This window comes from Nostoc sp. (assembly GCF_036917435.1).
GTDB lineage: Bacteria > Cyanobacteriota > Cyanobacteriia > Cyanobacteriales > Nostocaceae > Nostoc.
This window is the reverse complement of the sequence record NZ_JBALDM010000054.1, coordinates 38,904-63,820: the sequence shown is the minus strand read 5'-3', so window position 1 is coordinate 63,820 and position 24,917 is coordinate 38,904. Positions and strand designations below refer to the sequence as shown.

The window sequence follows — 24,917 nt, the reverse complement described above, 5'->3', positions numbered from 1 at the left end:
TTTTTTGTTGCAGCTTAACAAACTTGGTCAGTCAAGTAGGGGGTAAAATAGATTTTATATAGATATTTGGATTAGGTTGCACCTTAATCAAGTAAAAATATATGACAATTCTCAATGCTCGTAATTTATCCTTAGAAGAAGTTCATCGTCCGTTTGGCTTTCTAGAACAATACAGTGACTCATTTTCTAACTACTTATCTCTAGAACCTCTCCTCGAAGTCGAACAACAAGAACTTCTGCAAATTAGAAATAACTTTCGACGCTACCTTACAGCAGGTAAAGTTTCTGAAGGTCAAGTAAAGTTTCTTGCAGTTACACCTTTACTAAGATTAGCTGGTTTTTATCGCTATCCTATCGAGATTGTTTTGGAAGAGAATATTGCTGACATTGAAGTTGAAGATGAAGATATCAAAATTAAAGGAAGATTTGATATTTTAGCTATTAGTAAAGCTAAAGATACAAAACCTCAAACATATTTTTGGGTACTGTTAATTGAATCTAAAAATAGTCAGATTGATATATCAACAGGTTTACCTCAGTTACTCACGTATGCTTATAAAAATTTAGATAATCAAAAATCCGTTTGGGGATTAACGACTAATGGTAGAAGTTATCAGTTTGTCTATATTGAACAAGGAAATCCGCCTATTTATTATCTGTTACCAGAATTAAATTTAATGGAAAGAGAGCGTTCAAGCCATTTGCTACAAGTTTTAAAAGCAATTTGTCAGCTTTAAAAGCAATTATTAATCTAAGGCAACAATAGTGCCGGAATATCGCTATTTACCTCTACATGAGACAGGCTCAATCATAACGTTCTTTTGTAATTACAGAACTACCATTACTAATACTTACTTTTTGAATAAAAACTTCACTACAAGATGATAAAATATCACTGCTTATTTGATTAGCAATAAATTCAAAGTCTTGGTTTGTTAATCCCCGCGCAGTATCTCCACTTAAGTTAATAAAAATAGTGAGAAGTTGAGGTTCAATAGAAGACTCTTCATTATCTGCTGCTTCTAATTCATCTTCTACTACTATACCGAGATTAAACTCTTTACTCCAAGCTGGAAACTTTTTACCAGTTTGTTGTCCGTAAACTTTCACCCTTTCAACAGATACAGCCCCTAAACCAGTTAAACCTTTGCGGATAAATGCAACTAAAATTTGCTGATTTGGTACTTGATCAGATTCTAGCGTTACCTCTAAGCAAACATCTTTGAAGGCAACTTTTGCAGTGATCCCTTTGGGATATAGATGGCGGTTCATCAGAGATGCGATCGCATCTACATCTCCCTGTTTTGCAAGTTCTAGAATATTCGGCTGTGTCATAACCACTAAAAGAGAAAATCTAGGAAAATAAACTTATATTCTTAGGATTCCCTCTTGACAGCCTTAAGTAACATTATGATGCAGAATATCAGCTAACCTGCGTTAAAATATTTAGTATAAAGATAGTCTTTCACAGACTTTTGCAAAAAATATATTTTCCCTGTATCAACATCAAAAACTCTTGTTTTTGTGCTTGTCAAATTAACAGGATTAATATTAATCAGTTTAATTCCCATTTTCAATATGAAGTTTTATCGAGATCATGCTTGGGCTTCAACCCTGGAAGAAGCCATAGTTATCCAAGAAAAGCTGCGAGATCGGGTAATTACTGAAGATCAACTAGAAGAACCTATCCAGTACGTTGCTGGAGTAGATATGGGTTTTGAAGCTGATGGAACCATTAGCCGTGCAGCTGTGGCAGTACTGAGTTTTCCCGATTTGGAAGTAATCGAGACAAGCCTAGCACACCGTCCTACGACCTTTCCTTATGTTCCTGGGTTCCTCTCATTTCGGGAAATTCCAGCTGTTCTCGATGCCCTGGAGAAAATTCAAACAACACCAAATATTATCCTGTGTGATGGTCAGGGAATCGCCCATCCCCGGAGATTAGGTATAGCTTGCCATTTAGGATTACTTATAGATATCCCGACAATTGGTTAGATATCCCGACAATTGGTGTAGCCAAGTCCAGATTGGTAGGTAAGTATGAGGAATTGCCAGAAGCAAAAGGCAGCACGCAACCACTGATATATAAGGGTGAAACCGTTGGGGCTGTTTTGCGATGCCTACGGCGGGCTGCGCCTACGCGCACCGGAGTAAAACCTCTATACATCTCCAGTGGTCATCGAATTAGTTTACCGACAGCAATTGACTATGTATTACGCTGCACACCAAAATATCGGCTGCCAGAAACTACACGCATCGCTGATAAACTAGCGTCGGCAAAATAAAGCTTGTTGAAGTTTTTTCTAAATACTTGCTTACACCTACGCAATCGTGTTAGGAATCGCACAGAAGAAAGTTGATGTAACTAAATACGATTTCCGAAGTTAGAACAATGAACATACTAACTTTACAGTGGCACGATGCAGGTCAAGATAAAACTCAGAACATCCACGAACAACAGCCAAGTCAAAATCCTGGTACTGTCCGCATTGGCCGCGATCCACTGCGGTGCGATATTATTCTGAGTCACCCCACTGTCTCTGGTTTGCACGTTGAAATATTTTTTCATCACCAGCAACAGGGCTTTTATATTAGGAATTTGCGATCGCAAAATCCCCCCCTAATTGATGGACGGCAATTAGTCCAAGGTGAAATGCCTTTAACCGAGGGCACTAGGATCTCTTTGGGACAAATAAAACTCAAAGTTACTAGCATTTCCACAGGCAGCATTCCAGCAACAATTTTAATGCCACCACATCCCGGACATCATCACCATTCACCAACACCTCCCGCACCGCCGAGAGGAATCTATGGTCTAGAATGCCCCAAATGTCATAAAGTTTCCCCACCAGAGAATCTACAAATTGGCTGTCGTTGGTGTGGAACATCTTTAGCCGCAGCTGTCAGTGTGTTAGTAGCACCAGGTAGTTGAGGAAGGTGAGAAAGATGAGGGAGAAATAAGCAATACAATGCCCAATGCCCAATGCCCAATGCCCAATTCCCAATGCCCAATGACCAATGACAAATGACTTACAAATTCAATTGAGTTGGGAAGAACCAGCGACAGGAGAACGGCGAGAACCAAGGTTGAATATGCCGATCGCTTTTGGTCGAGAATTCCCTCGCTTACCTGCCGAACTTAGGGGAGTCCGCGTTTCTCGGATGCTGCTTAACAGTAACGAAGTTTCTCGCTACCATGCCCTAATTGACTGGGAACAAGACCATCTCGTAGTGATTGACCAAGGCAGCGTTAATGGTGTGTATATCAACGGTCAACCACAAAAGCGCAGTGTTTTAGCTAATGGCGATACATTGCAAATTGGCCCTTATGTAATCACAGTGAAATTTGGTGCTAGCATCTCTGAACCAGATACCAGCCCACCTTCAACGATTCACTTCAACGCAAATACCAATCGTCCAGACCCCACATTGCCTGTCGCCCAGCCGTTAACGCCTTTGGCAAGTAACTTCCCGCCACTGGCATTTCAGGCGGAAAATGTCGCCGTGCAAGCCCTTCATGCTACGGGTTTATCGGTAGATGAATCTGATTATCTAGCGATCGGGGCGGGACTGGGTAGCTTTGTTTGGGCTGATTTTCTGCGACTTAGCGGTGTGCATCCTGACAAAATTGTAGCTTTGGGATTAGAGGCCGAACCTTATGCCCGTTACAAGCGCCTTTGTTTAAATTCGCAAATTCCCTTATATGAAAGACTGCGATCGAATTCTGACTCATGTCCTGATAATATTTGGGGCTGGCCAAGTTATGCCTTGCGCGAGGCTTGGCACGATTGCAGGAAGGGACAGATAAATTCAGCATTCAAGTATTTGTGGCAAGTATTTGCTGAACCAACATTTGCCGAAACTTATACACCCCGTGCGGGTAATGTATTTGATTCCATAGACAGGGAAGCGAAGCGTATTGGTTGGAATCAAATGTATCGCTATGGACGAGTTAGGGCAATTCGCAAAACTGATGATGGCAGATATTGCGTAGCCTATTCTCGGGCCCCAGGAAATTATGCTTTTTTCGTTACTCGTTATTTACATTTAGCTACTGGATATCCAGCAATTCAGTTTCTTCCAGATTTGCAAGCTTATAGAGAAAAGTATCAAGATTTTAAATCTGTCGTCAATGCTTATGAAGCACACGATCATGTTTATGAGCAACTAGAGCGACAAGGTGGTACGGTATTAATTCGTGGACGGGGAATTGTGGCTTCGCGGATTATTCAGCGCATTTATGAAGCCAGAAAACGAAATCAGAATATAGCAGTTTTGCATTTAATGCGATCGCCTAAACCCCAAGGCAACAAATTTCAAAATACCCAGCGCCTAGTCAAAAATCATTACGAATTTCAACCCTTTAACTGGCCTAAAGCCTGTTGGGGCGGCGAACTCCGGGCAATGTTAGAAAAAGCCACCCCCGATGAACGCAAACGTTTGCTAGCAGACTGGGGTGGAACTACCACCGCCGATCGGCAAGACTGGCAGCAAATTACTGCCCAAGGCATCAGCGAAGGCTGGTATCAAATTACCTTCGGAGAGGTTTTGGATGTAGAACGAGATGCGCAAAACCGGACTATTACCCATATCCGAGAGCAAAGCTTTGGGGAAATGAAATTGCTAGCTGATTTTATTGTTGATGCTACTGGATTGGACGCTAAAGTAGATACCAATACCCTAATAGCAGATTTGGTAAAACATTACAACCTCCCAGTGAATCATCTGGGACGATTGACTGTAGCAAACAATTTTGAACTAGTAGAAATGCGTAGTGGCAAAGGTCAAATGTATGCTGCTGGGGCTATTACTTTAGGTGGCCCTTATGCCGCAGTTGATAGTTTTTTAGGCTTGCAATATGCTGCATTAGTCGCCGTTGATGGACTCGCTGCCACTCGTGCCCCTGGAGTTCATCGTTTGAATACTATAAATTCTTTTAGACAGTGGTTGAAGTGGGTGTTAAATCAGTCGCCATGAAATCAATGAATTTTATTTTAAAGAATTTGGATGAAATATCTCCTAAATAATTACAGTCTATCCGCGAATAAGCCCAAGACTGGGCGTGCCAGTCCTGGTACAGATTGAAAAAATGCAGAAGGTTTAGTAAATAATTATTTTACTTATATCTTCTTCCTAAATCAAGTTCAACCTATTCTAAAGCCTTTTTTACTTCATCTTTGATATTTTCAGCAGTGTTGCGGACTTGGGCTTCAGCTTGTTTAGCTTTACCTTCAGCTTTATCATTAGGGTTGCCAGTTACTTCACCAACCACTTCTTGTACTTTTCCTTCAACGTTCTTAGCAAAAGCTTTTGCTTTATCTTCGATACTCATTTACTTTGTTCCTAAGTATGTTAATTATTGATTATTTATTGCTTGCTAATAAAGCGTTGCAATGTTTATATATTACTTTTACAAAAGTTTTAATTCTTCTATCTGACGATATTTTTATTAAAAATATTTTTGTCCGTTATACATAGTTATTTAAAGGTTAAGTTCATCTTCAAGAATTTAAGTAATATCCAAAAGATAGAAGGGAACGATCTTATTTTTATATCTTGAGATAAAATCATTCCCTACCTCAGCTAGATAAGAATCTAGATGTGTAGCCTGAATTAGCCTTTAAGAAGTACTCAACATGTAAGTAAGTGGATCAAATAAAATATAAAACCTCACCGAACAACATCGCGGATTGAATTGCATTCAAGAAAAGCTAGTTGGTCATTTCCTCATTACCCAAAATTCATCCCACGCTCATTTGAGTACAAATAGAGCGTGGGATGAATTTTGTTCTAAGCTAACAAAATCTTTATGTGGCAAACAGTCAAGGTGGCGATCGCACCACCAAAAGACCTCAGAAAAAATCTATCCGTACTTATAACCCCCGCAGTCATTTGCAGCAAGTCAAGCTGTGAAAATTTTAGATTGTAGAGACAGTAAATTTACCGTCTCTACATTTAAGTATGAATTTACCGCGTATTTCTCGCTATTATTACAGATTTCAACGTTTCCATTGCCTCTGGCGTAGCCTCAGTAGCTTGCCACGATGGACGTGCAATTAAGCGATCGTGCCAAGCATTGAGTTTTGGATAATCATTTAAAGAAATTCCTACACTTGGTAGTACAGTTACTACGGTTCCAGCCACAACTTCGGCAAGAGTGAGGTTGTAACTAGCAAAGTAAGGGCGATCGTCAAGTAAATCTTCAAAAAACTTCAGGACTTTGGGAATTTTTTGCTGTGCCTTCTTGATTTTTTCTGGATCTCCTCCAGGCAAGCCGAGTAACTGAGGTAAAAACGTGGTGGTTGCTGGCAAAAGCTCATTTACAGTTACCAGTTGTACCATGCGGGCGATCGCTAAATCCTTGGCATCTTTAGGCAACATTGCAGGTATGGGATATTTTGCCTCTAGATAGTCCAGAATTGCTAAAGATTCTACTACATTAAAACCGTCATCCACCAAAGCTGGAATGTGGTGGAAGGGGTTAATTGCCAAAAAATCTGGTTTAAATTGTTCCCCATCCAGTTTTATCTCTACCAATTCAAACTCAAGTCCTTTTTCCAGTAGAGTAATCCAGATGCGGCGTGAGTTGGGAGAAATCGGCATGTGGTAAAGTGTCAGCAAGAGAAAACCTCACAGCTTGATAATTAGGGTAAACATTGCCAATTTTAAACTTTATACTAAATTAAATTGTTCTAACAAAGTCTCGATACTAGCATTATGATCCAAAAAAGAAAATAAATGCCAGTAGCTAAGTTTCCCTTCTTTATCTAATACAAACTGGGCTGGTAAAGGCGCTCCTAGTGCTTGTCCTACTTGATAGGTACGAAACAATCGACAACTAGGATCGCTCAGTAACGGTATTTTTAAGCCTAAATCTCTCACGACAATTTGGCTCTGCCTTTCATCGGTACTAGTAATCATTAAAACTTCTATACCAAGATTTTTAAATTGTTCATAGTTCTCATTCAAAGCTTTGATATGAGGAAAACAAAATGGACAATATTGTTTTTCAGTAAAGATCCGAGTAAAGGCGAGTAATACTGGTTGCTTGCCTTTATAATAAGACAATTTTACTAAAGTTCCATTGGTAATATCTGGAAGTTGAAAATCAGGCGTTCCTACTCCCAACCTGAGTTTATTTATAGCTGGAACTGGTAAAAAATTGCGGAAGAAACGTTTATTTAATAAGCCACTAAAATCAGTTGAAGTCAACATATTTATTAACCCTGATGATTTAAATACTATTTTATGAAAAAACCACAGATAGATACAGAGGTTGACACGGTTTCATGTATATCTCTATTTATCTGTGGTTTTCATTGATTTTGCTCTCAACTCCAATAACTTGGATTAGAGTTTTGTGACGAAATTTAGACAGCAGAGAAGTAAACTTTAGACTTCACTGGATCAGGATTCATTGTCTTGTCACCAGGTTTCCAACCAGCTGGGCAAACTTCATCAGGGTGAGACTGAACATACTGAATTGCTTGTAATGTCCGCAGGGTTTCATCAACGCTGCGACCAAAAGCTAGATTGTTGATGGTAGCGTGCTGTATGATACCATCTTTATCGATGATGAACAGACCACGCAAGGCAATGCCAGCTGCTGGATCGAGAACGTTGTAAGCGGCGCTAATCTCTTTCTTGATGTCTGAGACTAGAGGATAATTCAAGTCGCCGACACCACCAGACTTCCGATCTGTTTGAATCCAAGCGAGGTGGGAGAATTCACTGTCAACGGAAGCCCCAAGGACTTCAGTGTTGATTTTCTTGAATTCTTCATGGCGATCGCTAAATGCTGTGATTTCAGTAGGACAAACAAAGGTAAAGTCTAGTGGGTAGAAAAATAGGACGACATACTTACCGCGATAATCGGAAAGTTTGATTGTCTTAAATTCCTGATCTACCACAGCAGTTGCTGAGAAATCGGGAGCTTGTTGGCCAACGCGGAGGCTTCCTTCGGTTCCGTAAGTAAGGGACATTAACCTAATTCTCCTTTATTGGTTTATTAGCGTTGGAATTCGGGTCAAGTCAAACTCGCCCATCCACGCTCTCACAGTTTAATTACGATCTGTTACGACTATATCATACTCATAACGATTTTGAGTAACCAATGCCTGATTTAGATACAAGAGAATGGTTGCTTACCAATGGCTTAGGAAGTTTTGCCAGTGGAACGATTTCTGATGTCCGCACACGCACTTATCACGGTTGGCTATTTACTGCTACAAACCCACCTTCTGGACGGACTCTGCTGTTTTCACACCTAGACGCTAGCTTAGAAGTATCGGGGGGCGTTGTAGCACTAGGGACAAATGTTTGGGGTAACGGTCAGATTGAACTGACAGGCTACCAACTGTTGCGCTGCTTTGATATTAACCCAGTTCCGAAGTGGATTTGGGGTCGGGATAACTGGCAATTAACCAGACAATTGGTGATGCCTTATGGGTTATTGGGGACTGGGGATTGGGGACTGGGGACTAAGAACGAGGAAATGGAAATAGGAAAGAATACTTCTCAATGCCCAATGCCCAATGCCCAATGCCCAATGCCCAATGCCCAATTGTCCAATCGAATTTTAATCCAATATCGCTATGACGGAAGTGAGACAGCAATTTTGCGGTTGCGACTGTTGATAGCAGAACGTGATTTTCACCACCAGCAAAGTGCTAGCTCAGGATTACAGTTCTCAGAATTGCTTGGGCAACAGCAAGTCTGTCTACAAGCAAAAAAATTGGGTAATATCGGTATACCTTGGCACTTGCGCTGGACACAAGGAAAATATCAATCAGATGCAGTTTGGTATTGGAATTATGGATTGTCTGAGGAGACAAAACGTGGATTAGGTGACAAGGAAGACCTCTATAGCCCTGGTTACTTGATAGTTACAATGCAACCAGGAGATACGGTCACTCTAGAAGCACAAGTAGGTTTTCCAGACTCGATGGCAGATGTTCTCACCTCCGACAGCTTTGCAGAAGCCGTGGAAGCAGAGCAAGATCGACTCTCCCAGATTTTTGGATGGAGTGAGGGGAGCAGAGGAGTAGGGGAGCAGGGAGCAGGGGGAGCAGGGGAGGCAGGGGAGACAAGGGGACAAGGGGACAAGGGAACAAGAAGTGAGAACTTGAAACAAGTCTTTCCCCTTGTCCCCAATTCTCCTTGTCCCCTTGTCCTCTTACCCATGCCCAATGCCCCATGCCCCATGCCCTATGCCCAATCTACAATCTGGCAAGAACTACTCAAAGCAAGCGATCGGTTTATCGTCCATCGAGCCTCAATTACAGGCCCCACAATCATTGCTGGTTATCACTGGTTTAATGAACGAGGACGCGACATATTAATTGCCTTACCTGGGTTAGCACTAGTTCCACAGCGCTTTGACCTGGCAAAAGCAGTATTACGAACTTTTGGGCATTACTGTCGCCACGGTTTGATGCCTAATGCCTTTCCTGATGTCGATGGCGAACCACTTTATAACAGCATTGATGTGGCGCTATGGTGGATTGAAACTTTAGGACTTTATTTAGAAGCTACCGAAGACTGGGAGTTTTTGGCAGAGCAATTCCCCATAGTCCAACAAATCCACAAAGCCTTTGTTGGTGGTACACGCTACAATATCCAGGTTGATGCTATTGATGGGCTAATTAGTTGGGATGCTCATGGTGTAGCTCTTACCTGGATGGATGTGGTCATTGGGGTACATCCTGTTACTCCCCGTTACGGTAAGCCAGTGGAAACCAATGCGCTATGGTATTCAGCCTTATGTTGGCTAAATCGGTGGGCAGAACGCTTAAGCCAGCTTAAATTTGGCGATCCAGTGCGTCTTACTAAACAAGCACAACGTTATGCTTTACAAGCACAAAAGGTTAAAATCTCCCTACAAAAGTTCTGGAATCCTCAACTGGGTTATTTGTACGATACTATCGAGCCAGACGATCGCCGGAATTTTCAAATTCGTCCCAATGCGGTTTTGGCGCTGTCACTCTACCACTGTGGATTTTCTGCACAGCAAGGTTGTCAGATACTAGATTTGACAACTGTCAGCTTGCTTACTCCTTATGGTCTTCGCAGCCTCGATCCAGGAGATCCCGAATACAAAGGCAGATATGAGGGAAACCAAGAGCAACGCGATCGCGCTTATCACCAAGGCACTATTTGGGGTTGGCTAATTGGGCCATATATTCGGGCTTGGCAACGTTTTTATCCACAACAATCGCTGCCTTTTGATTGGCAACCCCTGCTAGATCACTTTTTATCTGGCGCTTGTCTTGGCTCTATTTCGGAAATTTTTGATGGCGATGCACCTCATACACCCAGAGGAGCGATCGCTCAAGCTTGGTCTGTTGCCGAAGTAATCCGCCACCTACAAAAATAATCACCTAACTCATAACTTCCAGTCACCGAAACAGCACAAAAGGTCTGAGAGCAATTGTTTAAAAGTCATGGAAAAAAATATTTATTTCGTTAGGAACGTGGATTAAATAAAATCCAAAACTTCATCCTGTCTCACGATCCCTCTCCTTTATAAGGAGAGGGGTTGAGGGTGAGGTAAGCTAGGGACATAAACTGTATGTTATTTAATTCTTGTTCCTTAGCGTAGCGGCACAAAGTGCGATGGGTAGCGTATATTTAATACGTCCAAGATCAATCCCCTGTCTTGAAAAGTTTTGCTGCCTGTTACCCGGACGCGCAAACTTTTCGCTAGATTTATCTATGGGGTTACTCAGCACTTCTGAAGAGTGTGAGGCTTGCAGAAATCAAAAGACAGTTTTAAAACAAGCTCTTAACTACGAATTACGAATTATTTAAAGTGGCTCAGGTCGGAATTGAACCAACGACCTCAGGCTTATGAGTCCCGCGCTCTAACCAACTGAGCTACTGAGCCATATTTTATCAAATCACTTATTAGTATAGCATACAAATCTGCTTCATACTAGCCCATTTTGCAATTTTTTTACAGCTTTCATCCCTGTTGAATTAATAAAAAGCAAAGAGGGAGGTAAACTCCCTCAACAAAACAAGGTAACGATTTAGTTACACACAGTCAAAGAATTACACGCGATTTGGTGGTAAAAAGGCTATTGGGTTAACAGCACCCTTACCTGCTGGATGAATTTCAAAATGGCTGTGTGGGCCAGTGCTGTGACCAGTGCTGCCCATACAAGCAATTGTTTGTCCTTGACGCACCTGCTGACCAGGTTGCACCAGAATTTTACTGTTATGAGCATAGCGAGTCGTGCTGCCATCAGGATGGCGGATTTCAACGAGGTTGCCGTAACCACCGTTGTTCCAGCCAGCTTTTTCTATCGTCCCATCAGCTGAAGCAACTACTGGCGTACCAGTAGAGTTAGCAACATCAATTCCCTTGTGCGGTCTTCCCCAGCGCATACCAAAGCCAGAAGTTAGGGTGCCTTTTGCTGGCCAAATGTAAGCTAAGGTTGAAGTAGATGGAGGTGGTGTCAGTTCGTCAATAGGTCTTGGCAAATATTGATCCACTGCTGCCAAAGGTGGTATTACCTGTGGAGAAACTGTCCTTCCCCGCATCATTCCTAATGATTCAGAGGCATTTACTTTTCCAAGAGGGATTGTAACTCTTGTGGCAGATTGAGTACCAGAGGGAGTCCACTTGCTAGCAGAACCGAGATTAGGCAAGAACTCTGAGTTTACTGGTTCAGTAGGGCGTACAGCAGCATTAAATTGGGGCTTAACTGGTTGAGCGCTATAGTTAGCTCTACTAATAGGTGTAGGAACTGGAATTGGTATCGCTACACTATTTTGTCGAGCAGCAAAGTTAGGTACAATGAAATTATTGGGGGTAGAAATAGGAGTGAGCATTGCAGCATTATTACTTTCCCTAGCTGCTGGCACAACTAAGCTACCAGACTGTTGAGCGCGATATTTCTGCTGTAATCTCTGAATTTCCCCTTGCAAGCCGCGCAAACGGTCATTATTATTTACCCGTGCTACTCTATCTGTTGGTGTTTTAGGCTGCTGCATTTCGGCAAAAGCTGTTGGCACTGGCTCTTCACCACCGACACCATAAGACCTAACAGTGGTAGGGGCTACTTCTAAGTTGGTTGCACTATTCGCCTGAATCTCATTGTTCGCAATTACCCGTGTAGGGACGGCAACGCTACTGTTGTCGGCAATAGATGATGATTGGGGAGTAGGTAGATATGAGTTGGCACTACCAATGTTCATAGGGGAGGTAGCTACTTTTGGAGTTTTGCTGGACTCTACAAAAATAGGTTTACTCGCTACAGTGGGTTTACTCACTATAGTGGGTTGACTCGCTACAGTTACCTCGACTTGAGCAGCAGGAATAATTAGTTGTTGACTAATTTTCAGTTCATTGGGATTGTTGAGTCTATTTGCTTTAACTAGTTCTGAGACTGAAGTGTTGTATCTGCTGGCGATCGCTGCTAGTGTATCTCCAGGCTTAACTTCGTAGGTGGTTCGGGCCGAAGACGCAATAACTGTTGGTGTCGCTGGTACTGGTACAATTGCAGTCGTTTGATTCTTCTGTTTTAACTTCGATATCAAGTTTGCTTTGCTTGCATCGTCAGAAGTAAGCGGCTGGGCTAATGCAGTTTTCTCAACTCCAGTCGTCGGCTGCGCTAAACCAATATCAGCTTGTGATAAGTTTTCAGTCTCCCCAGACTGCAACTGTGCCAGACTTTTTCTTAACCGATTAGATTTTTCTTGTAAGCGATTCAGTGCAAACTCTTGTTGCGCCTTAAGCTGTGCATTTATTTCACTGTTGACTGCACCAGATGTTGCCACTGTTTGTGGCTGGGCATTCAATAATACATTTGTACTGCCAGCACCATTAGCACTATAGTCAGACAAATTCTTGACTGTTGGGAAACTAGTCTCAGCTAATGTGTTGCTCAATCCCTGTGCCAGTTGTGGCTTCGGGTTGGTGGAATTTTTATAACTCGCTGTTGCTGGGGAAAATGTTTGTGATGTCGGAAGTTGCAAAGACATTCCATTTGCCGCGACTTGCCATTTAGCTTCAAGCCCAGGCACTTGTGAGACTGCCGTTGGTTCCACGATGACAGGATTTTCCGGCACGCTCGCTGATGAGACTGCTTTGGACTCCAGCTTTGTGGAGGCGAATTTCACCTCAGTGTCAGGGACAGCAGGAATTGTAGAGGTTGCCTTTTGGCTGCCTACTGGCACCGCTGCTTGGGCTTGATCGCTTTGTCGAGTCACCAAAAGGCTGGTTGCTCCCATAGAGATTGCCAAGCCAATCATGGCGGCTTTTGTCCGCACCCGGCGGTTAACTTTTGGATTCATCACATTTAGCAGTTCTACCGGGGCATCATCGCTGTTAGGGTTATTGTTCAACACAGCTTTTACTCTCTTTTTTAATGCTCGTTTCAAAGACGACCTCCTATGATCACTAGCGCTTAACTGACCTCGATTTTTCTGTTGGATACTAGTCAATGACTTAGATCGCAACGAACGATAGATCGAGATCACATTCACCAGAGATGCTTACGCAAGATTAACCCGCTTCTCTGATTTAGACAAGTTTACATGGATTAGCAAAACTTAAAGTTTGCTGTGTCTACTTGTCTGAACCACTCCTAACACCACTTAGGACGTTTTACTCTTTACCATTATCCGCGCTTGTCTTGCGTCAATTGCGGGGACTAGACAAATTATTTGCCAAGTCCATAGTCGCTGCCGAGAATTCAATTGCTGCGACTTCTGGAAAAGTGATGCCCCCTACTGTAGATATCTTCAAGATATTTCTACTTCATCAGTCTTCTCAACACGAGACTTTACGTTGATTATTCCCTAAAAAACAACCGTATTAACTATTGGCTACTTTTTAGCTGCTTTCTAGCCTTCATTGAGCTATTTTAGCTCAAATACAAGATATGAAGGGATTCTAGCGTTTTTGTTCCTCATTTAAGATGCTTTGAATTCATCAAAATCTATCATTCAAATTTGGCATTATCTCAAGTTTTATATATAAATTTCTTATAATAACCTTCGTCTCTTTGTAAGTATCTTCCACTACAATTAGCGAATAAAACAAATTTTTGGTATATTATTTTACACTTTTTGCCGTAACCAAAAAAAATTGCTGCCACTATTCTCCAGTTTAGATAGATATTTTTGGATATTACAAGTAAATATACTTAGCTAGTCAAGGTAAACAACTATTGTAGATAGCCTAACTGACGACGGGTTTCAAATAAGCCAATTGCCACACTTACTGACAAGTTCAAGCTGCGAACCCCTGGTTGGCTCATGGGAATATACAAAGTAGCATCGCAATCTGACAAAATTGTTGGTGGTAAGCCCGTAGTTTCACTACCAAACAGTAGCCAATCATCAGCTTGAAATTGAAAGCTGACATAATTAAAATTTCCACGAACGGTATAACCTAAGCATCTGCCTCCCCGCTCTTGATGTACGATTTTAAAGGCTTCTAGGGATTCGTGATAGTGCAGTTTGACATAAGGCCAGTAATCCAAGCCGGCTCTTTTGAGGTACCGATCGCTAATGTCAAACCCCAAAGGCCCTACCAAATGCAACTCCGTACCTGTTGCTGCACAAGTACGAGCAATATTACCTGTATTAGGAGGAATTTGTGGGTTAACTAAAACTACCTGGGGCATTGTCCGTATAATCTACGTATTGTATAAAAGAATTTATTCTCAATGTTAAATCTACCAAAGGGTAGAGGCTATTCATAGGTTTTGTTAATAATAATCAAGCATCGTCTATAGATTAGATTTTTAAAACAATAACACAAACCCTCACAGAGCAACGCCTGAGAGGATATCTAGCTAAAATCGCTAAATATTAAGTTTTGTGTAGAAAAATTAATTGATTGTATTTTTTAGGGATCGTGTCTCCCAGAAAATCACCATTTGTTTAGAGACATGAGATGCTGACAGGAGTAGGAAAGAGGCAGAGGGCATGGGAAATTAAAGTTTCCCGCATTGATAGCAGTTTCCACAAGGTCAGCCGTAAGGATGTATCAGGTAGTATTATTAAGTAACTTATAAATTGACTAGAAGGCTCTTAGCCTCTATCAACAGACGGGTTGCCGGCGATTAAATACAAAGCAGCAGATTTATCACTACTGCTACACTAGGGAATGACCCCAAGAACCACTGAATTATGCTAAAGCGTTCTAAGTTCGAGACAACTCAGTCTCAGATTATGCAGCGTGCTGAGGAACTGATTGGTGCAGCCTCAAATCGTTATCGCATTACGGTTCAGGTGGCAAATCGTGCTAAACGTCGGCGTTATGAAGACTTTGAAAATAACGAAGATGCAATGATGAAGCCAGTGCTAAGGGCAATTATTGAAATGTCCGATGAATTGACTCAGCCAGAGATCATTGGCGAACTATAAAAACGCTACTGAGTTGAGAGTGCGACGGCTGAGTAAAAATGCAGTTTGATAGCACTCTCATTTCAAAATATCGTTCTATGAGCAAGAAAAAAATTCTACCTAGATCAATCCTCTCAAAACTCGTAACTCAGCACGGGGTAAACCATAGCTATCCGCTAAGAGTACTACTACTTGCCTTAATGGTAATGAGTGTAACTGTTTTGGGTTCAGGGGTGGATAAATCACTACATCGAAATTTATTTAGTATCCAACCTGCTTATGCTCAGAGAATCACCCCTGGCGATGTTTGGCAGCTAGTTTATCAGCAATTGCCAGATTTGCCACGGGAAAACAAGTATATCAGTAAAGAAAATGGGAAAGTTGATGAAAACAACACCCTAGCAAATCGCCTAATTAGATATCACGTTTATACCAAAGGGCGTGCCCCAATTTATCGTTTGGATTGGAAGCTGACTTTAGCTGATTACCTGGGCGCGAATGAAATTATGTATGATACTACCTATCCGGGGAATGATTCACTACGTCAAAATCCTATTGATGGCGATAAGGCTGCGATCGCACGACTAACTCGCAGTCAGAGAGATGCCTTAGTGCAAGTCTTAGTCAATATATTTAATCCTACTTCCCAAAATACCCAATCCCCCAACCCTAACACTACCCCCATTCCTAGTACATCAGCAACCCCACAATTACCCCAACGAGGAGGTGCTGAACTACTGAGATAGTGGGAAAGTTAGAAATTATGATTTGTAAAGTCATAACTCCTGTACAGACAAAGATTTTTCGCGTCTCTAATTATGGAACGTGTCATAAAAACCGGATCTGGTTGGCGTATTGGCTGGAATCCTGATGCAACTGAATTTCAAGGTTTAGTCGGTACAGATAATTGGGCAATTGAGTTAACAGAAGCCGAGTTGAATGATTTTTGTCGTCTCTTAGCACAGTTAGCAGACACCATGAAGCAACTCGCAACTGAATTAATGGAAGAGGAAAAAATTACTTGTGAAGCCGAAAGCAATTTATTATGGATGGAGGTAGAAGGTTATCCTCATGATTACACTCTCCGCTTCATCTTGAATACAGGGCGATGTGTAGAGGGTAAATGGGATGCTTCTGCTGTTCCAGGTTTATTGCAAGCTGCTGGAATGGTTAAGGTTTTTTAAAGTTGCCTCTTGATTATATTAGAGTTTTGCTATATAATAGTAATTCTGACCGGGGCGTAGCGCAGCTTGGTAGCGCGCCACTTTGGGGTAGTGGAGGTCGTGGGTTCGAATCCCGCCGCTCCGATTGATGATAAGCCATGCCTGCTACTCTTTTCAAAAGATTAGCAGGTTTTTCAATAGCTTTTCATCCCGTCTCTAGCTTCCCTCTCCTTAGAAAGGAGAGGGATTGAGGGTGAGGTAAGCGAGAGACATAAACTGTATGTTATTTAATTGCCATTCTTAAGTACCACAGTTAGTTAGTACTATTAAAATTTTTACTGCTTGTAGCCCTAAACATTTATTGCTTAATTTTGGGGGTTGTCTTTTGTCTTCTTTATATTCCCTGAACGCTTACCAAAATTACAAGAATAATTCATCCTTACTTTTTGTCAGCATCTCCTGCAATCTGAACAAGTTGATTGAGATTATCACCACTGATGTGATATGCTCCCCCAAAACCAACTACAAAACGACCTTCACTAGGAGTTAGCTGGAAAATGCGAAAGTCAGACAAGCCGCGTAAAACTTCAATAATTTGACCAAACCGCCCTTGAAATTGCTCAACAATTTGATTCCACTTGTCGGTTTCACGCTCGATCAAAGTTCCAACACAATCAAAACTCAAACGACGACGGGCAAAAATTAGATTACTCTTGGCTTCATCCTCAATAAACAAGACACTTACATGAGGATTGGCATAGAGATTTTTGGTATGAGTTGAAAGACCACTGACGTAAATGTAGATATTCTTAGAATCATCCATTACAAAGGGAGCATAACTAGCATTAGGTATTGCCTGTCCGCTCACGGTGCTAATGATTACACTCTCAAATTCTTTGGGAAATTTTTCATACTCAGCTTGAATGTCTTCAAGTTGACTCATAAGTAAATTACCGCTTAATTAGTAACAATTAGTTCTTTATTGTAACGTGCTTGAGCGATATCTACGATGGGCTGTTCACCGTCGCATGAAATGCCAAATATTTGGCTTAATGATAGCTAGTCCTAAACTTTTGATTAACGCAGGACTTACGCATTGACAAAATAGGCGGAGAATGCATGAAATAAATCAGGAAGAAAGAGGCGATCGCTAGCCATCAAAGGCATTGAAAGATAATACTGAGATTGTCTGCATTAAGGCTTACTTGCCAAACCATATTACGAATTACTTGTTATACCAAGCTTTTCGCCACTGTTGCATTTCTTTAATCTCTATCTCTTGGGCTTTAACAATTTCTTGGGCTAATTTCTTGATTGCAGGGTGCTTAAACTTACTTAAGGCATCTTGCCCCATTGTTACAGCCCCTTCGTGGTGAGGAATCATCGCATTGATAAAGCGCAAATCAAATTCAGCATCATCTGCACCTAAATCTTGACTCATCATCATAGTTTTCATTTGATCAGACGACATTTCCATCGTATGGCCCATTTGGCTGTTGTAAGCCATTGGTTTATCTCCCGCCTTGGGATACCAAGCTTGTCGCCACTGCTTCATCTGAGTGATTTCTTGGTTTTGCGATTTGATTATATTGTCTGCTAGCTTTTTGATTTCAGGACGTTTTGATTTCACCTGTGCAACATTCGCCATTTCCACAGCCCCTTGATGGTGCGGTATCATCGCGTCAATAAATCGTAAATCAAAATTAGCATCGGCTGGGCCTAAATCCATTCCCATACTGTGATTCATCATGCCACCACCGTGATTCATCATCTGCTTGTCGTTAGCATTAGTGGTGGTGGTTGCCTTTGGCACTTGGCTTTGGTTCTGGGAAGCATTACTAGCACACCCTGTCATTAACCCACCAGATGAGGCGATCGCACTAAAGGTTAACACTAAAAACCCATTCCTCAAAGATAGCAGTTGCATAAGTCTCACCTCATAGTTTCCTAATTCTATATTTACTTACTAGCTTGGCAGCCAGAAATGAAATTAGGATGAAATCTAAAGGGATCTGGTTCTTTATTTATCACTCAAAATTGTGTAAGCATCATTAACTAAGTGCATTTTTTCTTGTGCTTGTTTTAGCAGTTGCGGCTGATTTACAAACAAATCTGGATGCCATTTTTTAACTAAAGTTCGATAAGCCTGTTTTATCTCAGCCTGAGAAGCATAAGTTTGCAATCCTAAAATGCCGTAGGCGCGAGTAATCTTATCTTTTTCCGTCTGGCTTTTGGGTTGACTGGGTGCTTTGTTACTTTGAGTTGTATTTTGCTGTTTGCCAGTTTGAGAACCAGGCGATTGCATCTCTGCTTTCATCCGCGCTATTTCCTCATTGAGTTCCCAATCACGAAATTTCGCCTCAACCTCTTCTTTTCTCGGAGACGGAGAAGCTTTTGGCGGTGGAGAAACAGATTCTACCCTTGTGCCACTATTCTTTACAGTATTTTCCGGTTGTTGCTTAACAACAGGATCTTTTTCAGGGGAAATTTTAACTCTCTCTGGCTGTGGCGAATATTTTCTATTAGTATTCGTGTATTTCGGTATTTCTTTATAAGGTTGATGATTTGAGAGTATTTTGACTTTTTCTAATTCTTGTAGCAACAGATTGAAACCATTTTGTAATTGTTGTAAACTTTCGCGTTTTTTATTAATTTCTAGTGGTTCTTGGTTGAATTCAACAAAGCAAATTACTTTTTCAGATCGCCGTTCATATTCAGCCAAAATTGATAAACCTTGACTGCTAAAACTAGAAAAATAATCTTCACTTGCAGTTATACAAAGTTTAGCAACTTCCTGATGATAAGATTCCTTTGCTAATTGTTCGTCTTGTTTTTGGATATTCTTGTTTAACAAATAAGAAATGCTCCCGACGACAGCAGCACCTACTGGGCCGCCTAATAACCAACCAATGCCACCACCAACAGCTATAGAACCAGGTTCACTCAAATCATCAGTATTGTTTGGCTTTGGGGGTAGTATTACTTGTGGTTCGCTAGGAAAGGGAATTAATAAATCTTGCGGTCGTTCTTCTTGGAAAAACTCGTAAGCTTGATAGAGCCATTTTACCGCAGTTAATTGTAATTTATTCACGTCTTTTTTTAGAGTATTTGTTTGCCAATCTTTAAATTTATTTTCTGCCAATGCAACTGCCGCATCAGCTTGATATTTTGTGAGTAGCTTAGATAACGCTAGCCAATCGCGTAATTCTTCTATACTAGTAGTGAAACCTTTATAAATTAAATTAGCTGCTTTTTGTTTAATTTCAATTTTACTATTTTGTTTATCGTCAAAAGATTTTATTTCAAGAGCAATTGGGTCAATTTTAGCTTTTAATGAGAGTTGGATTTGAGAAGCGATCGCTTGCACTCTAGGCAAACGCACACTACCACGATCTGGTTGCAAAATCCCTACAATATTTTGCAAAGCTGTTTCAAAAGCTGCTAACCCGCTACTATTTGCAGCAGCAACATCACCTTTTAATCTGGCTCTTAAGGCAGGTAAAGCATCAACGCGATATAAATTACTAAAACCTGGAGGTAATTCGGCTCGAAAGCTTTCTGCAACAAACAGCAGGCGATTTTGGACTTGTTTTTGCTCGTCGGGTTCTAGCAAGTTAAGAAAATTGGCAACAAATATAACTGTTTTAATACCGCGATCTAATAGCCAATCTCGTAAGTTTTCCCGCTCACCTAAAGTCATTAACTTCCGTGCATCTAGTAATTGAATAACTAAGTCTGCACTTAAAAGTTGTTCTCTGACTAAATTATCTTGTTCATCTCTATCATTAGTTCCCGGTAAATCGAGAAATTCTACGCCTGTTTCTAGGAATGGATGCGGGCAAAAAACTTCTACAGATGCTACATCTTTTCGCATCTGTCTATTGCCATCAAGAATTGCAAATTGTTGTAAAATCTCTGTGCCACTGCGATAGACTTCTGTACCATCTACCAACATGATTCGAGTTCGCACATCAGATCCATACTTAACGGTAATCGATGCGCCGGTAGTGGGGATTAAATCAATTGGTAAGGTGCGATTTCCTAGCATGGCATTCAGTAAAGTAGACTTGCCATGATTAAAAGGGCCAAATACCGCAATGCGAAAGCTAGGATTAACTAGATGATTACAAATGGTAATTATATCTTGATGTAATTGTGATTTACGTTCTAAATTCAGTAAACCAGATGCAGATTTGAGAGAATCTGCTAAATTCTTATAACCTTCATGCTGTTGTTGCATAGTTTCTCGTTCTCAGCTTGTAGCTGGTAATGCAGATTTTTGGGGCTACTGCCTCACTCTATTATGTTTATATTGGTATAATTAAACATACAATAAAATTCTAGTTTTTAGTGAGCGATTTATCGCTCATAGCAAAGTTTATTATGACTAAAGTCCTTACTACAAACTATGATTTATTTGCATTGAGCTACTTATATTTATGGGAGGCAAAGCCTCCCTATAGGCATTTAGAAATTTTAGCTGTAGTAAGCTAATAAGTTGCTATACGCCGCCTCTATTTTTTGCAAATGAGCTATTACATCTTCCTGTAAGTTTTTTAAACGATTGAACTCACCCTCACGATTTATTTCGCGGGTTTGTTTCTGCTTGACTAAATTATCTAATTCAGATTTACGAGAGATAATATCATCGTTAATCCGCTTACTCACTTCTCTTTCATAAGAATCAAAGCACTCTTTCACGGCCTTGTCTACAACCTGAGATTGCTCGTATGCGACTTGTGGTAGATGTTTTACTAACTCTTTTTTCGCCGTTTTAACTAACTCTCTACGCGCTTGATCTGCTTGTAAAAATCCTACCCCTAAGCCTAGCAGTGCAAACCCGATTGGGCCAAGCAAAACACCTGTCACTGCTGTAATTATCCCGCCAATTCCAATTACAGTGAAGTAGTTTAACAAGATATTTTTCCAATCAAATCCAGCGCCAGCTAGTGCAAAACCAGCAAGATTTCCTTTAGACAACGATAATAATCCCATTGCCCATTTTGCCCAGCCGGGAGAATTATCTTCTTCAGCAGTATTAGTGGTATGTACTTTTACGTCTTGTCCGGTGAGCTTTTCTGTAATTTGGTCTGTGATTTGATTGTAAGATGCACCATATTGTGATGCACTACGAGAAAGTTCTTTAAAAGCTGCATTGATATCTTTTTCAGCAGTTAATGTCCAAGTAGCAGATTTATCAGTGATGTATTGCTCAAAGGCTTTTTGTAATGCGGTGTTAAATGCTTCTCGTTTCCCACTACTGAGAAAATCAAACAAATTTAATTCTGGCTGATAGCGTAAGAAGTTGTTTTCAAAGGTATTACCTAAGTTTAAAACGTAGCTGCGAAAAGATTCGGAAATTGTTCTTGCTTGAGTATCTCTGGTATTGATAATTTCTTTTTGGAATTCATCTCGAATACCTGTGAGTTTGTTAAACTCTGGTTCCACTGAATCAATCCGTTTTTTTAATTCATCTACATCTTGATCGAGTAATGGTAAGCGTCTTGCAACTGCTTCACGGGTATGATTGCAGGCAAGTCTTGCTAAGGTTCTGACTTGACGGAGTTCTGCGATCGCACGTTCTCTGGTAAGAAATGTATTAAGGGCTTCCATAAACTTCGGGAAGCCTGTCCCATCTAAATCAGCTTGGGGGTTCTTCAACCGTCGTCTGAGGGCTTGTATTGACGAAAGCTCAAATACGCGCTCGTCATAAATATTCTGACCTTCTACAGTACAATATTCTCCTAAATTCGCCTTAAATACTTGCCGTAATCTATTCTCAGATGCTTGTAATTCTTCGACATCATCAGGATCAATCAGTGATTCCCGCACCTGATCCCAAGCGTTAACTAAGAAGAAAACTGTCAATCCTCGACCTTTGATATAATTTTCTAGGTAGCGACGCTCACCCAACGTACAAGGTTGAGAAGCTCTCATCACAAACAGAATTGCGTGGCAATTATTTACATAACCTAAAGATAATTCGTTTCGTGCTTCTGTATCATTCAATCCTGGGCTATCGACAATTTCAATTCCCTTTTCTAGTATCGTTAAGGGATACTCAACTACTGCATAATCAACATCGGGAAAGGCTTGTTTTTTCTCCTGCTCTAGTTTTTTTGCTTCAGCCGGATCGATAGTATATTTATATTTAAAGTTCTGAAAATCTAGCTCTTGTGGACTTTTACCATCATTAAAATGAATAGTAACTTTCTTTTCTGGCCCATAGCGTAAAACTGTTAAAAGTGCGGTACAAGGGTTAACATCACTCGGTAATAAATTCTCACCAATTAAGGCATTAAGAAACGTACTTTTTCCCCGTTTCATATCGCCCAATACCAAAAGACGAAATACACCTTGGCGAAGGTTTTTACTAGCTACTGTAATATCTTCAATATCTCGTTCTAAACTGAGTTTTCCTGATGAAGAATCGCCAGCTAGCTCCGCTTGATTAATTGTTTCAGCCAGTTTGGTCAAACACACAGATATCTCCGATCGCACTTGAGCAACCCGCTCTAAATCTTGGATAAATCTGTCAGTTACTACCTGATTTGTCATAAATTTTATACCTTAATTAAAGATTGTTTTTTTTAGATTCCAAAAATAGTTTGTAAGACACCCATCCCAGCACACCAACAATAATAAACCCAGCCAGTACTGAGGCTATTTTCACTGCAATTAGCGCTACCACACCAAGAGCAAAAAGCTTTCCACCCAGAATTAGTTTTTTCATCCAAGGTTTCTGGGAATTTTCTGGCTGATGCTTCACAGTTTGATGAAAAGCTGCATCAGTCGCATGGATGTTAGTTTCCATTTCCCGGAGTCGCAATTCAACTTCTCGTTCGCGTAATGTACGTTCCCGGTGTTCAAGTTCTTTTTGGCGATCCCTTTCAGATGTCATCAGTGTCCATCCCGTCTAAGACAATGAAAAAATGTCAGCATTTACTTATCATTTATGCTGTATACTAACTTACGTAAATATTTAGCAACCCCAGTAAATTTACTATTTTGATTTTCATAGCCTGGTAAACTGAAGCTGGAGTTAAATACCAAAAAATGCGCTTGCTTATCGGAAATTTGTGGCGAAAACGAATGTTAGGGACTGACAAATAAAAAAACATCCCAAATTTTCTTGTGGGATGGGTGTCCTCACCCGTCCTATATTCAGGGCGGGCAGGATGCCCAACCCACAAGAGGGATAATTAATTTATTTTTTGGAAATCTCTTACTATCTCACTAAAAGAATGGGTGAGAATAAGAAATACAAGCCAGTTGCGTAGACAGCAAAACCTAGAGGAAATCATCATGTTTACATCCCCTTTAGGGAAATTAGATGTAAATCATGCGATCGCTATAAGCCAAAATTTTTATAGATAGTCACACAGGTATAGTCAAAATGGATATTAAAAATGGCTTCGTTGGCGCTATTGGCAACACACCCCTAATTCGCTTAAATAGCTTCAGTGAACAAACAGGATGTGAAATCCTCGCTAAAGCTGAATTTCTCAATCCTGGCGGTTCCGTCAAAGATCGTGCTGCACTTTACATCATCGAAGATGCCGAAAAGAAAGGTTTACTCAAACCCGGTGGTACTGTTGTAGAAGGAACTGCTGGTAATACTGGCATTGGACTGGCGCATATTTGCAACGCCAAAGGCTACAAATGCCTAATTATTATTCCCGATACCCAATCACAAGAAAAAATAGATGCACTGATAGCATTAGGCGCAGAAGTCCGTCGCGTTCCTGCTGTACCCTACAAAAACCCAAACAACTACGTCAAACTATCTGGCAGAGTCGCTGCTGAGTTAGAAAATGCTATTTGGGCGAATCAGTTTGATAACTTAGCCAACCGCCATGCCCACTACGAAACCACAGGGCCGGAAATTTGGAAACAGACAGATGGTAAAATAGATGCATGGACAGTTGCAACAGGTACTGCTGGTACTTATGCTGGTGTGGCGTTGTACTTAAAAGAACAAAATCCAGCGATTAAATGCGTTGTTGCCGATCCTCTGGGTAGCGCACTTTATAGCTATGTCAAAACTGGCGAAATCAATATAGAAGGAAATTCCATCACCGAAGGCATCGGTAATGGTCGTGTCACAGGCAATATGGAAGGCGCACCTGCTGATGATGCCATTCAAATCGATGACCAAGAAGCTTTGCGGGTAGTTTACCAATTACTGAGGAAAGATGGGCTGTTAATGGGCGGTTCAACAGGTATTAATGTTGGCGCAGCTGTCGCCCTAGCGAAGCAGTTGGGGCCAGGACATACCATTGTCACCATCTTATGTGATAGTGGTTCCCGGTATCAGTCGCGGATATTTAACCCTGAATGGCTAGCCTCAAAAGGATTTTCAGTAGATTAGTTATTGGGCATGGGGCATGGGGC

At 41.0% G+C, this 24,917-nt stretch carries 20 protein-coding genes, 2 tRNA genes and 1 pseudogene; 10 read left to right on the top strand and 13 right to left on the bottom strand.

Annotated elements, in window-relative coordinates; all coding sequences use genetic code 11:
- Positions 1-101 precede the first annotated feature (101 nt).
- Positions 102-737 carry a restriction endonuclease subunit R gene (locus tag V7K98_RS26475; protein ID WP_335027377.1) on the top strand — a complete coding sequence of 212 codons (636 nt, stop codon included), beginning with the start codon at positions 102-104 and terminating at the stop codon, positions 735-737.
- 67 nt (positions 738-804) lie between these two features.
- Here V7K98_RS26475 and V7K98_RS26470 read toward each other — a convergent pair whose 3' ends face one another.
- The gene (locus tag V7K98_RS26470; protein WP_335027375.1) at positions 805-1,335 is read right to left on the bottom strand and encodes a hypothetical protein; all 531 of its coding nucleotides are present in this window, start codon (positions 1,333-1,335) and stop codon (positions 805-807) included.
- 243 nt (positions 1,336-1,578) lie between these two features.
- Between V7K98_RS26470 and nfi the strand changes: the two are divergent.
- From nfi to V7K98_RS26455, 3 genes and pseudogenes are all read left to right on the top strand, one after another.
- Positions 1,579-2,285 (top strand): annotated as a pseudogene (nfi, locus tag V7K98_RS26465) (deoxyribonuclease V).
- A 107-nt stretch (positions 2,286-2,392) separates the two neighbouring features.
- Positions 2,393-2,932, top strand: coding sequence for an FHA domain-containing protein (locus V7K98_RS26460; RefSeq protein WP_335027373.1), 540 nt, complete (start codon positions 2,393-2,395; stop codon positions 2,930-2,932).
- Between the two features lie 86 nt (positions 2,933-3,018).
- Positions 3,019-4,977 (top strand): FHA domain-containing protein, encoded by a 1,959-nt coding sequence (locus tag V7K98_RS26455; protein ID WP_335027371.1) that lies wholly within the window; start codon positions 3,019-3,021, stop codon positions 4,975-4,977.
- A gap of 172 nt (positions 4,978-5,149) precedes the next feature.
- On the opposite strand, the gene V7K98_RS26450 is transcribed toward V7K98_RS26455, so the two are convergent.
- The 4 genes from V7K98_RS26450 to V7K98_RS26435 all read right to left on the bottom strand — a co-directional run bounded on the left by V7K98_RS26450 (position 5,150) and on the right by V7K98_RS26435 (position 7,982).
- Positions 5,150-5,332: a CsbD family protein gene (locus tag V7K98_RS26450; protein ID WP_335027368.1), complete on the bottom strand. Its 183-nt coding sequence runs from the start codon at positions 5,330-5,332 to the stop codon at positions 5,150-5,152.
- 635 nt (positions 5,333-5,967) lie between these two features.
- On the bottom strand, positions 5,968-6,621 hold the full coding sequence (locus V7K98_RS26445) for a glutathione S-transferase family protein (protein ID WP_335027366.1): 654 nt from the start codon (positions 6,619-6,621) through the stop codon (positions 5,968-5,970).
- A gap of 51 nt (positions 6,622-6,672) precedes the next feature.
- On the bottom strand, positions 6,673-7,215 hold the full coding sequence (locus V7K98_RS26440; RefSeq protein ID WP_335027364.1) for a peroxiredoxin family protein: 543 nt from the start codon (positions 7,213-7,215) through the stop codon (positions 6,673-6,675).
- Positions 7,216-7,370: 155 nt separating this feature from the next.
- Entirely contained in the window at positions 7,371-7,982 is a 612-nt protein-coding gene (locus V7K98_RS26435; RefSeq protein WP_335027362.1) for a peroxiredoxin, read from the bottom strand.
- A gap of 131 nt (positions 7,983-8,113) precedes the next feature.
- Here V7K98_RS26435 and V7K98_RS26430 point away from each other — a divergent pair, with 131 nt between their 5' ends.
- Entirely contained in the window at positions 8,114-10,375 is a 2,262-nt protein-coding gene (locus V7K98_RS26430) for an amylo-alpha-1,6-glucosidase (RefSeq protein ID WP_335027360.1), read from the top strand.
- A 436-nt stretch (positions 10,376-10,811) separates the two neighbouring features.
- On the opposite strand, the gene V7K98_RS26425 is transcribed toward V7K98_RS26430, so the two are convergent.
- The 3 genes from V7K98_RS26425 to V7K98_RS26415 form a co-directional block, all read right to left on the bottom strand.
- A tRNA-Met gene (locus V7K98_RS26425) sits at positions 10,812-10,885 on the bottom strand.
- A gap of 167 nt (positions 10,886-11,052) precedes the next feature.
- Positions 11,053-13,386, bottom strand: coding sequence for a peptidoglycan DD-metalloendopeptidase family protein (locus V7K98_RS26420; protein WP_335027358.1), 2,334 nt, complete (start codon positions 13,384-13,386; stop codon positions 11,053-11,055).
- A gap of 788 nt (positions 13,387-14,174) precedes the next feature.
- The gene (locus V7K98_RS26415) at positions 14,175-14,636 is read right to left on the bottom strand and encodes a tRNA (cytidine(34)-2'-O)-methyltransferase (RefSeq protein WP_335027356.1); all 462 of its coding nucleotides are present in this window, start codon (positions 14,634-14,636) and stop codon (positions 14,175-14,177) included.
- Between the two features lie 508 nt (positions 14,637-15,144).
- Here V7K98_RS26415 and V7K98_RS26410 point away from each other — a divergent pair.
- The 4 genes from V7K98_RS26410 (at position 15,145) to V7K98_RS26395 (ending at position 16,668) form a co-directional block, all read left to right on the top strand.
- A complete protein-coding gene (locus V7K98_RS26410; RefSeq protein ID WP_335027354.1) occupies positions 15,145-15,381 on the top strand; it encodes a DNA-directed RNA polymerase subunit omega in 237 nt (78 codons plus the stop codon).
- Positions 15,382-15,566: 185 nt separating this feature from the next.
- Positions 15,567-16,106 carry a hypothetical protein gene (locus V7K98_RS26405; protein ID WP_335027352.1) on the top strand — a complete coding sequence of 180 codons (540 nt, stop codon included), beginning with the start codon at positions 15,567-15,569 and terminating at the stop codon, positions 16,104-16,106.
- Between the two features lie 72 nt (positions 16,107-16,178).
- Positions 16,179-16,544 (top strand): DUF1818 family protein, encoded by a 366-nt coding sequence (locus V7K98_RS26400; RefSeq protein WP_335027350.1) that lies wholly within the window; start codon positions 16,179-16,181, stop codon positions 16,542-16,544.
- A 50-nt stretch (positions 16,545-16,594) separates the two neighbouring features.
- A tRNA-Pro gene (locus tag V7K98_RS26395) sits at positions 16,595-16,668 on the top strand.
- Between the two features lie 294 nt (positions 16,669-16,962).
- On the opposite strand, the gene V7K98_RS26390 is transcribed toward V7K98_RS26395, so the two are convergent.
- The 5 genes from V7K98_RS26390 to V7K98_RS26370 all read right to left on the bottom strand — a co-directional run bounded on the left by V7K98_RS26390 (position 16,963) and on the right by V7K98_RS26370 (position 23,424).
- Complete coding sequence (locus V7K98_RS26390; RefSeq protein ID WP_335027348.1) at positions 16,963-17,466, bottom strand: HugZ family pyridoxamine 5'-phosphate oxidase; 504 nt, start codon at positions 17,464-17,466, stop codon at positions 16,963-16,965.
- 282 nt (positions 17,467-17,748) lie between these two features.
- Positions 17,749-18,450 carry a DUF305 domain-containing protein gene (locus tag V7K98_RS26385; RefSeq protein ID WP_335027346.1) on the bottom strand — a complete coding sequence of 234 codons (702 nt, stop codon included), beginning with the start codon at positions 18,448-18,450 and terminating at the stop codon, positions 17,749-17,751.
- Positions 18,451-18,543: 93 nt separating this feature from the next.
- On the bottom strand, positions 18,544-20,763 hold the full coding sequence (locus V7K98_RS26380) for a dynamin family protein (RefSeq protein ID WP_335027344.1): 2,220 nt from the start codon (positions 20,761-20,763) through the stop codon (positions 18,544-18,546).
- A gap of 236 nt (positions 20,764-20,999) precedes the next feature.
- Positions 21,000-23,081: a dynamin family protein gene (locus tag V7K98_RS26375; RefSeq protein WP_335027342.1), complete on the bottom strand. Its 2,082-nt coding sequence runs from the start codon at positions 23,079-23,081 to the stop codon at positions 21,000-21,002.
- A gap of 16 nt (positions 23,082-23,097) precedes the next feature.
- On the bottom strand, positions 23,098-23,424 hold the full coding sequence (locus tag V7K98_RS26370; RefSeq protein WP_335027341.1) for a DUF3040 domain-containing protein: 327 nt from the start codon (positions 23,422-23,424) through the stop codon (positions 23,098-23,100).
- A gap of 495 nt (positions 23,425-23,919) precedes the next feature.
- Here V7K98_RS26370 and V7K98_RS26365 point away from each other — a divergent pair, with 495 nt between their 5' ends.
- Positions 23,920-24,894, top strand: coding sequence for a cysteine synthase A (locus tag V7K98_RS26365; RefSeq protein ID WP_335027339.1), 975 nt, complete (start codon positions 23,920-23,922; stop codon positions 24,892-24,894).
- The last annotated feature ends 23 nt before the right edge of the window (positions 24,895-24,917 follow it).

Coding starts and splice junctions, on each gene's coding strand:
- V7K98_RS26405 (WP_335027352.1), top strand. CDS start 15,567: ATGAGTGTAACTGTTTTGGGTTCAGGGGTGGATAAATCACTACATCGA.
- V7K98_RS26415 (WP_335027356.1), bottom strand. CDS start 14,636: ATGCCCCAGGTAGTTTTAGTTAACCCACAAATTCCTCCTAATACAGGT.
- V7K98_RS26430 (WP_335027360.1), top strand. CDS start 8,114: ATGCCTGATTTAGATACAAGAGAATGGTTGCTTACCAATGGCTTAGGA.
- V7K98_RS26470 (WP_335027375.1), bottom strand. CDS start 1,335: ATGACACAGCCGAATATTCTAGAACTTGCAAAACAGGGAGATGTAGAT.
- V7K98_RS26380 (WP_335027344.1), bottom strand. CDS start 20,763: ATGCAACAACAGCATGAAGGTTATAAGAATTTAGCAGATTCTCTCAAA.
- V7K98_RS26460 (WP_335027373.1), top strand. CDS start 2,393: ATGAACATACTAACTTTACAGTGGCACGATGCAGGTCAAGATAAAACT.
- V7K98_RS26435 (WP_335027362.1), bottom strand. CDS start 7,982: ATGTCCCTTACTTACGGAACCGAAGGAAGCCTCCGCGTTGGCCAACAA.
- V7K98_RS26375 (WP_335027342.1), bottom strand. CDS start 23,081: ATGACAAATCAGGTAGTAACTGACAGATTTATCCAAGATTTAGAGCGG.
- V7K98_RS26450 (WP_335027368.1), bottom strand. CDS start 5,332: ATGAGTATCGAAGATAAAGCAAAAGCTTTTGCTAAGAACGTTGAAGGA.
- V7K98_RS26410 (WP_335027354.1), top strand. CDS start 15,145: ATGCTAAAGCGTTCTAAGTTCGAGACAACTCAGTCTCAGATTATGCAG.
- V7K98_RS26455 (WP_335027371.1), top strand. CDS start 3,019: ATGACAAATGACTTACAAATTCAATTGAGTTGGGAAGAACCAGCGACA.
- V7K98_RS26385 (WP_335027346.1), bottom strand. CDS start 18,450: ATGCAACTGCTATCTTTGAGGAATGGGTTTTTAGTGTTAACCTTTAGT.
- V7K98_RS26390 (WP_335027348.1), bottom strand. CDS start 17,466: ATGAGTCAACTTGAAGACATTCAAGCTGAGTATGAAAAATTTCCCAAA.
- V7K98_RS26370 (WP_335027341.1), bottom strand. CDS start 23,424: ATGACATCTGAAAGGGATCGCCAAAAAGAACTTGAACACCGGGAACGT.
- V7K98_RS26440 (WP_335027364.1), bottom strand. CDS start 7,215: ATGTTGACTTCAACTGATTTTAGTGGCTTATTAAATAAACGTTTCTTC.
- V7K98_RS26365 (WP_335027339.1), top strand. CDS start 23,920: ATGGATATTAAAAATGGCTTCGTTGGCGCTATTGGCAACACACCCCTA.
- V7K98_RS26400 (WP_335027350.1), top strand. CDS start 16,179: ATGGAACGTGTCATAAAAACCGGATCTGGTTGGCGTATTGGCTGGAAT.
- V7K98_RS26475 (WP_335027377.1), top strand. CDS start 102: ATGACAATTCTCAATGCTCGTAATTTATCCTTAGAAGAAGTTCATCGT.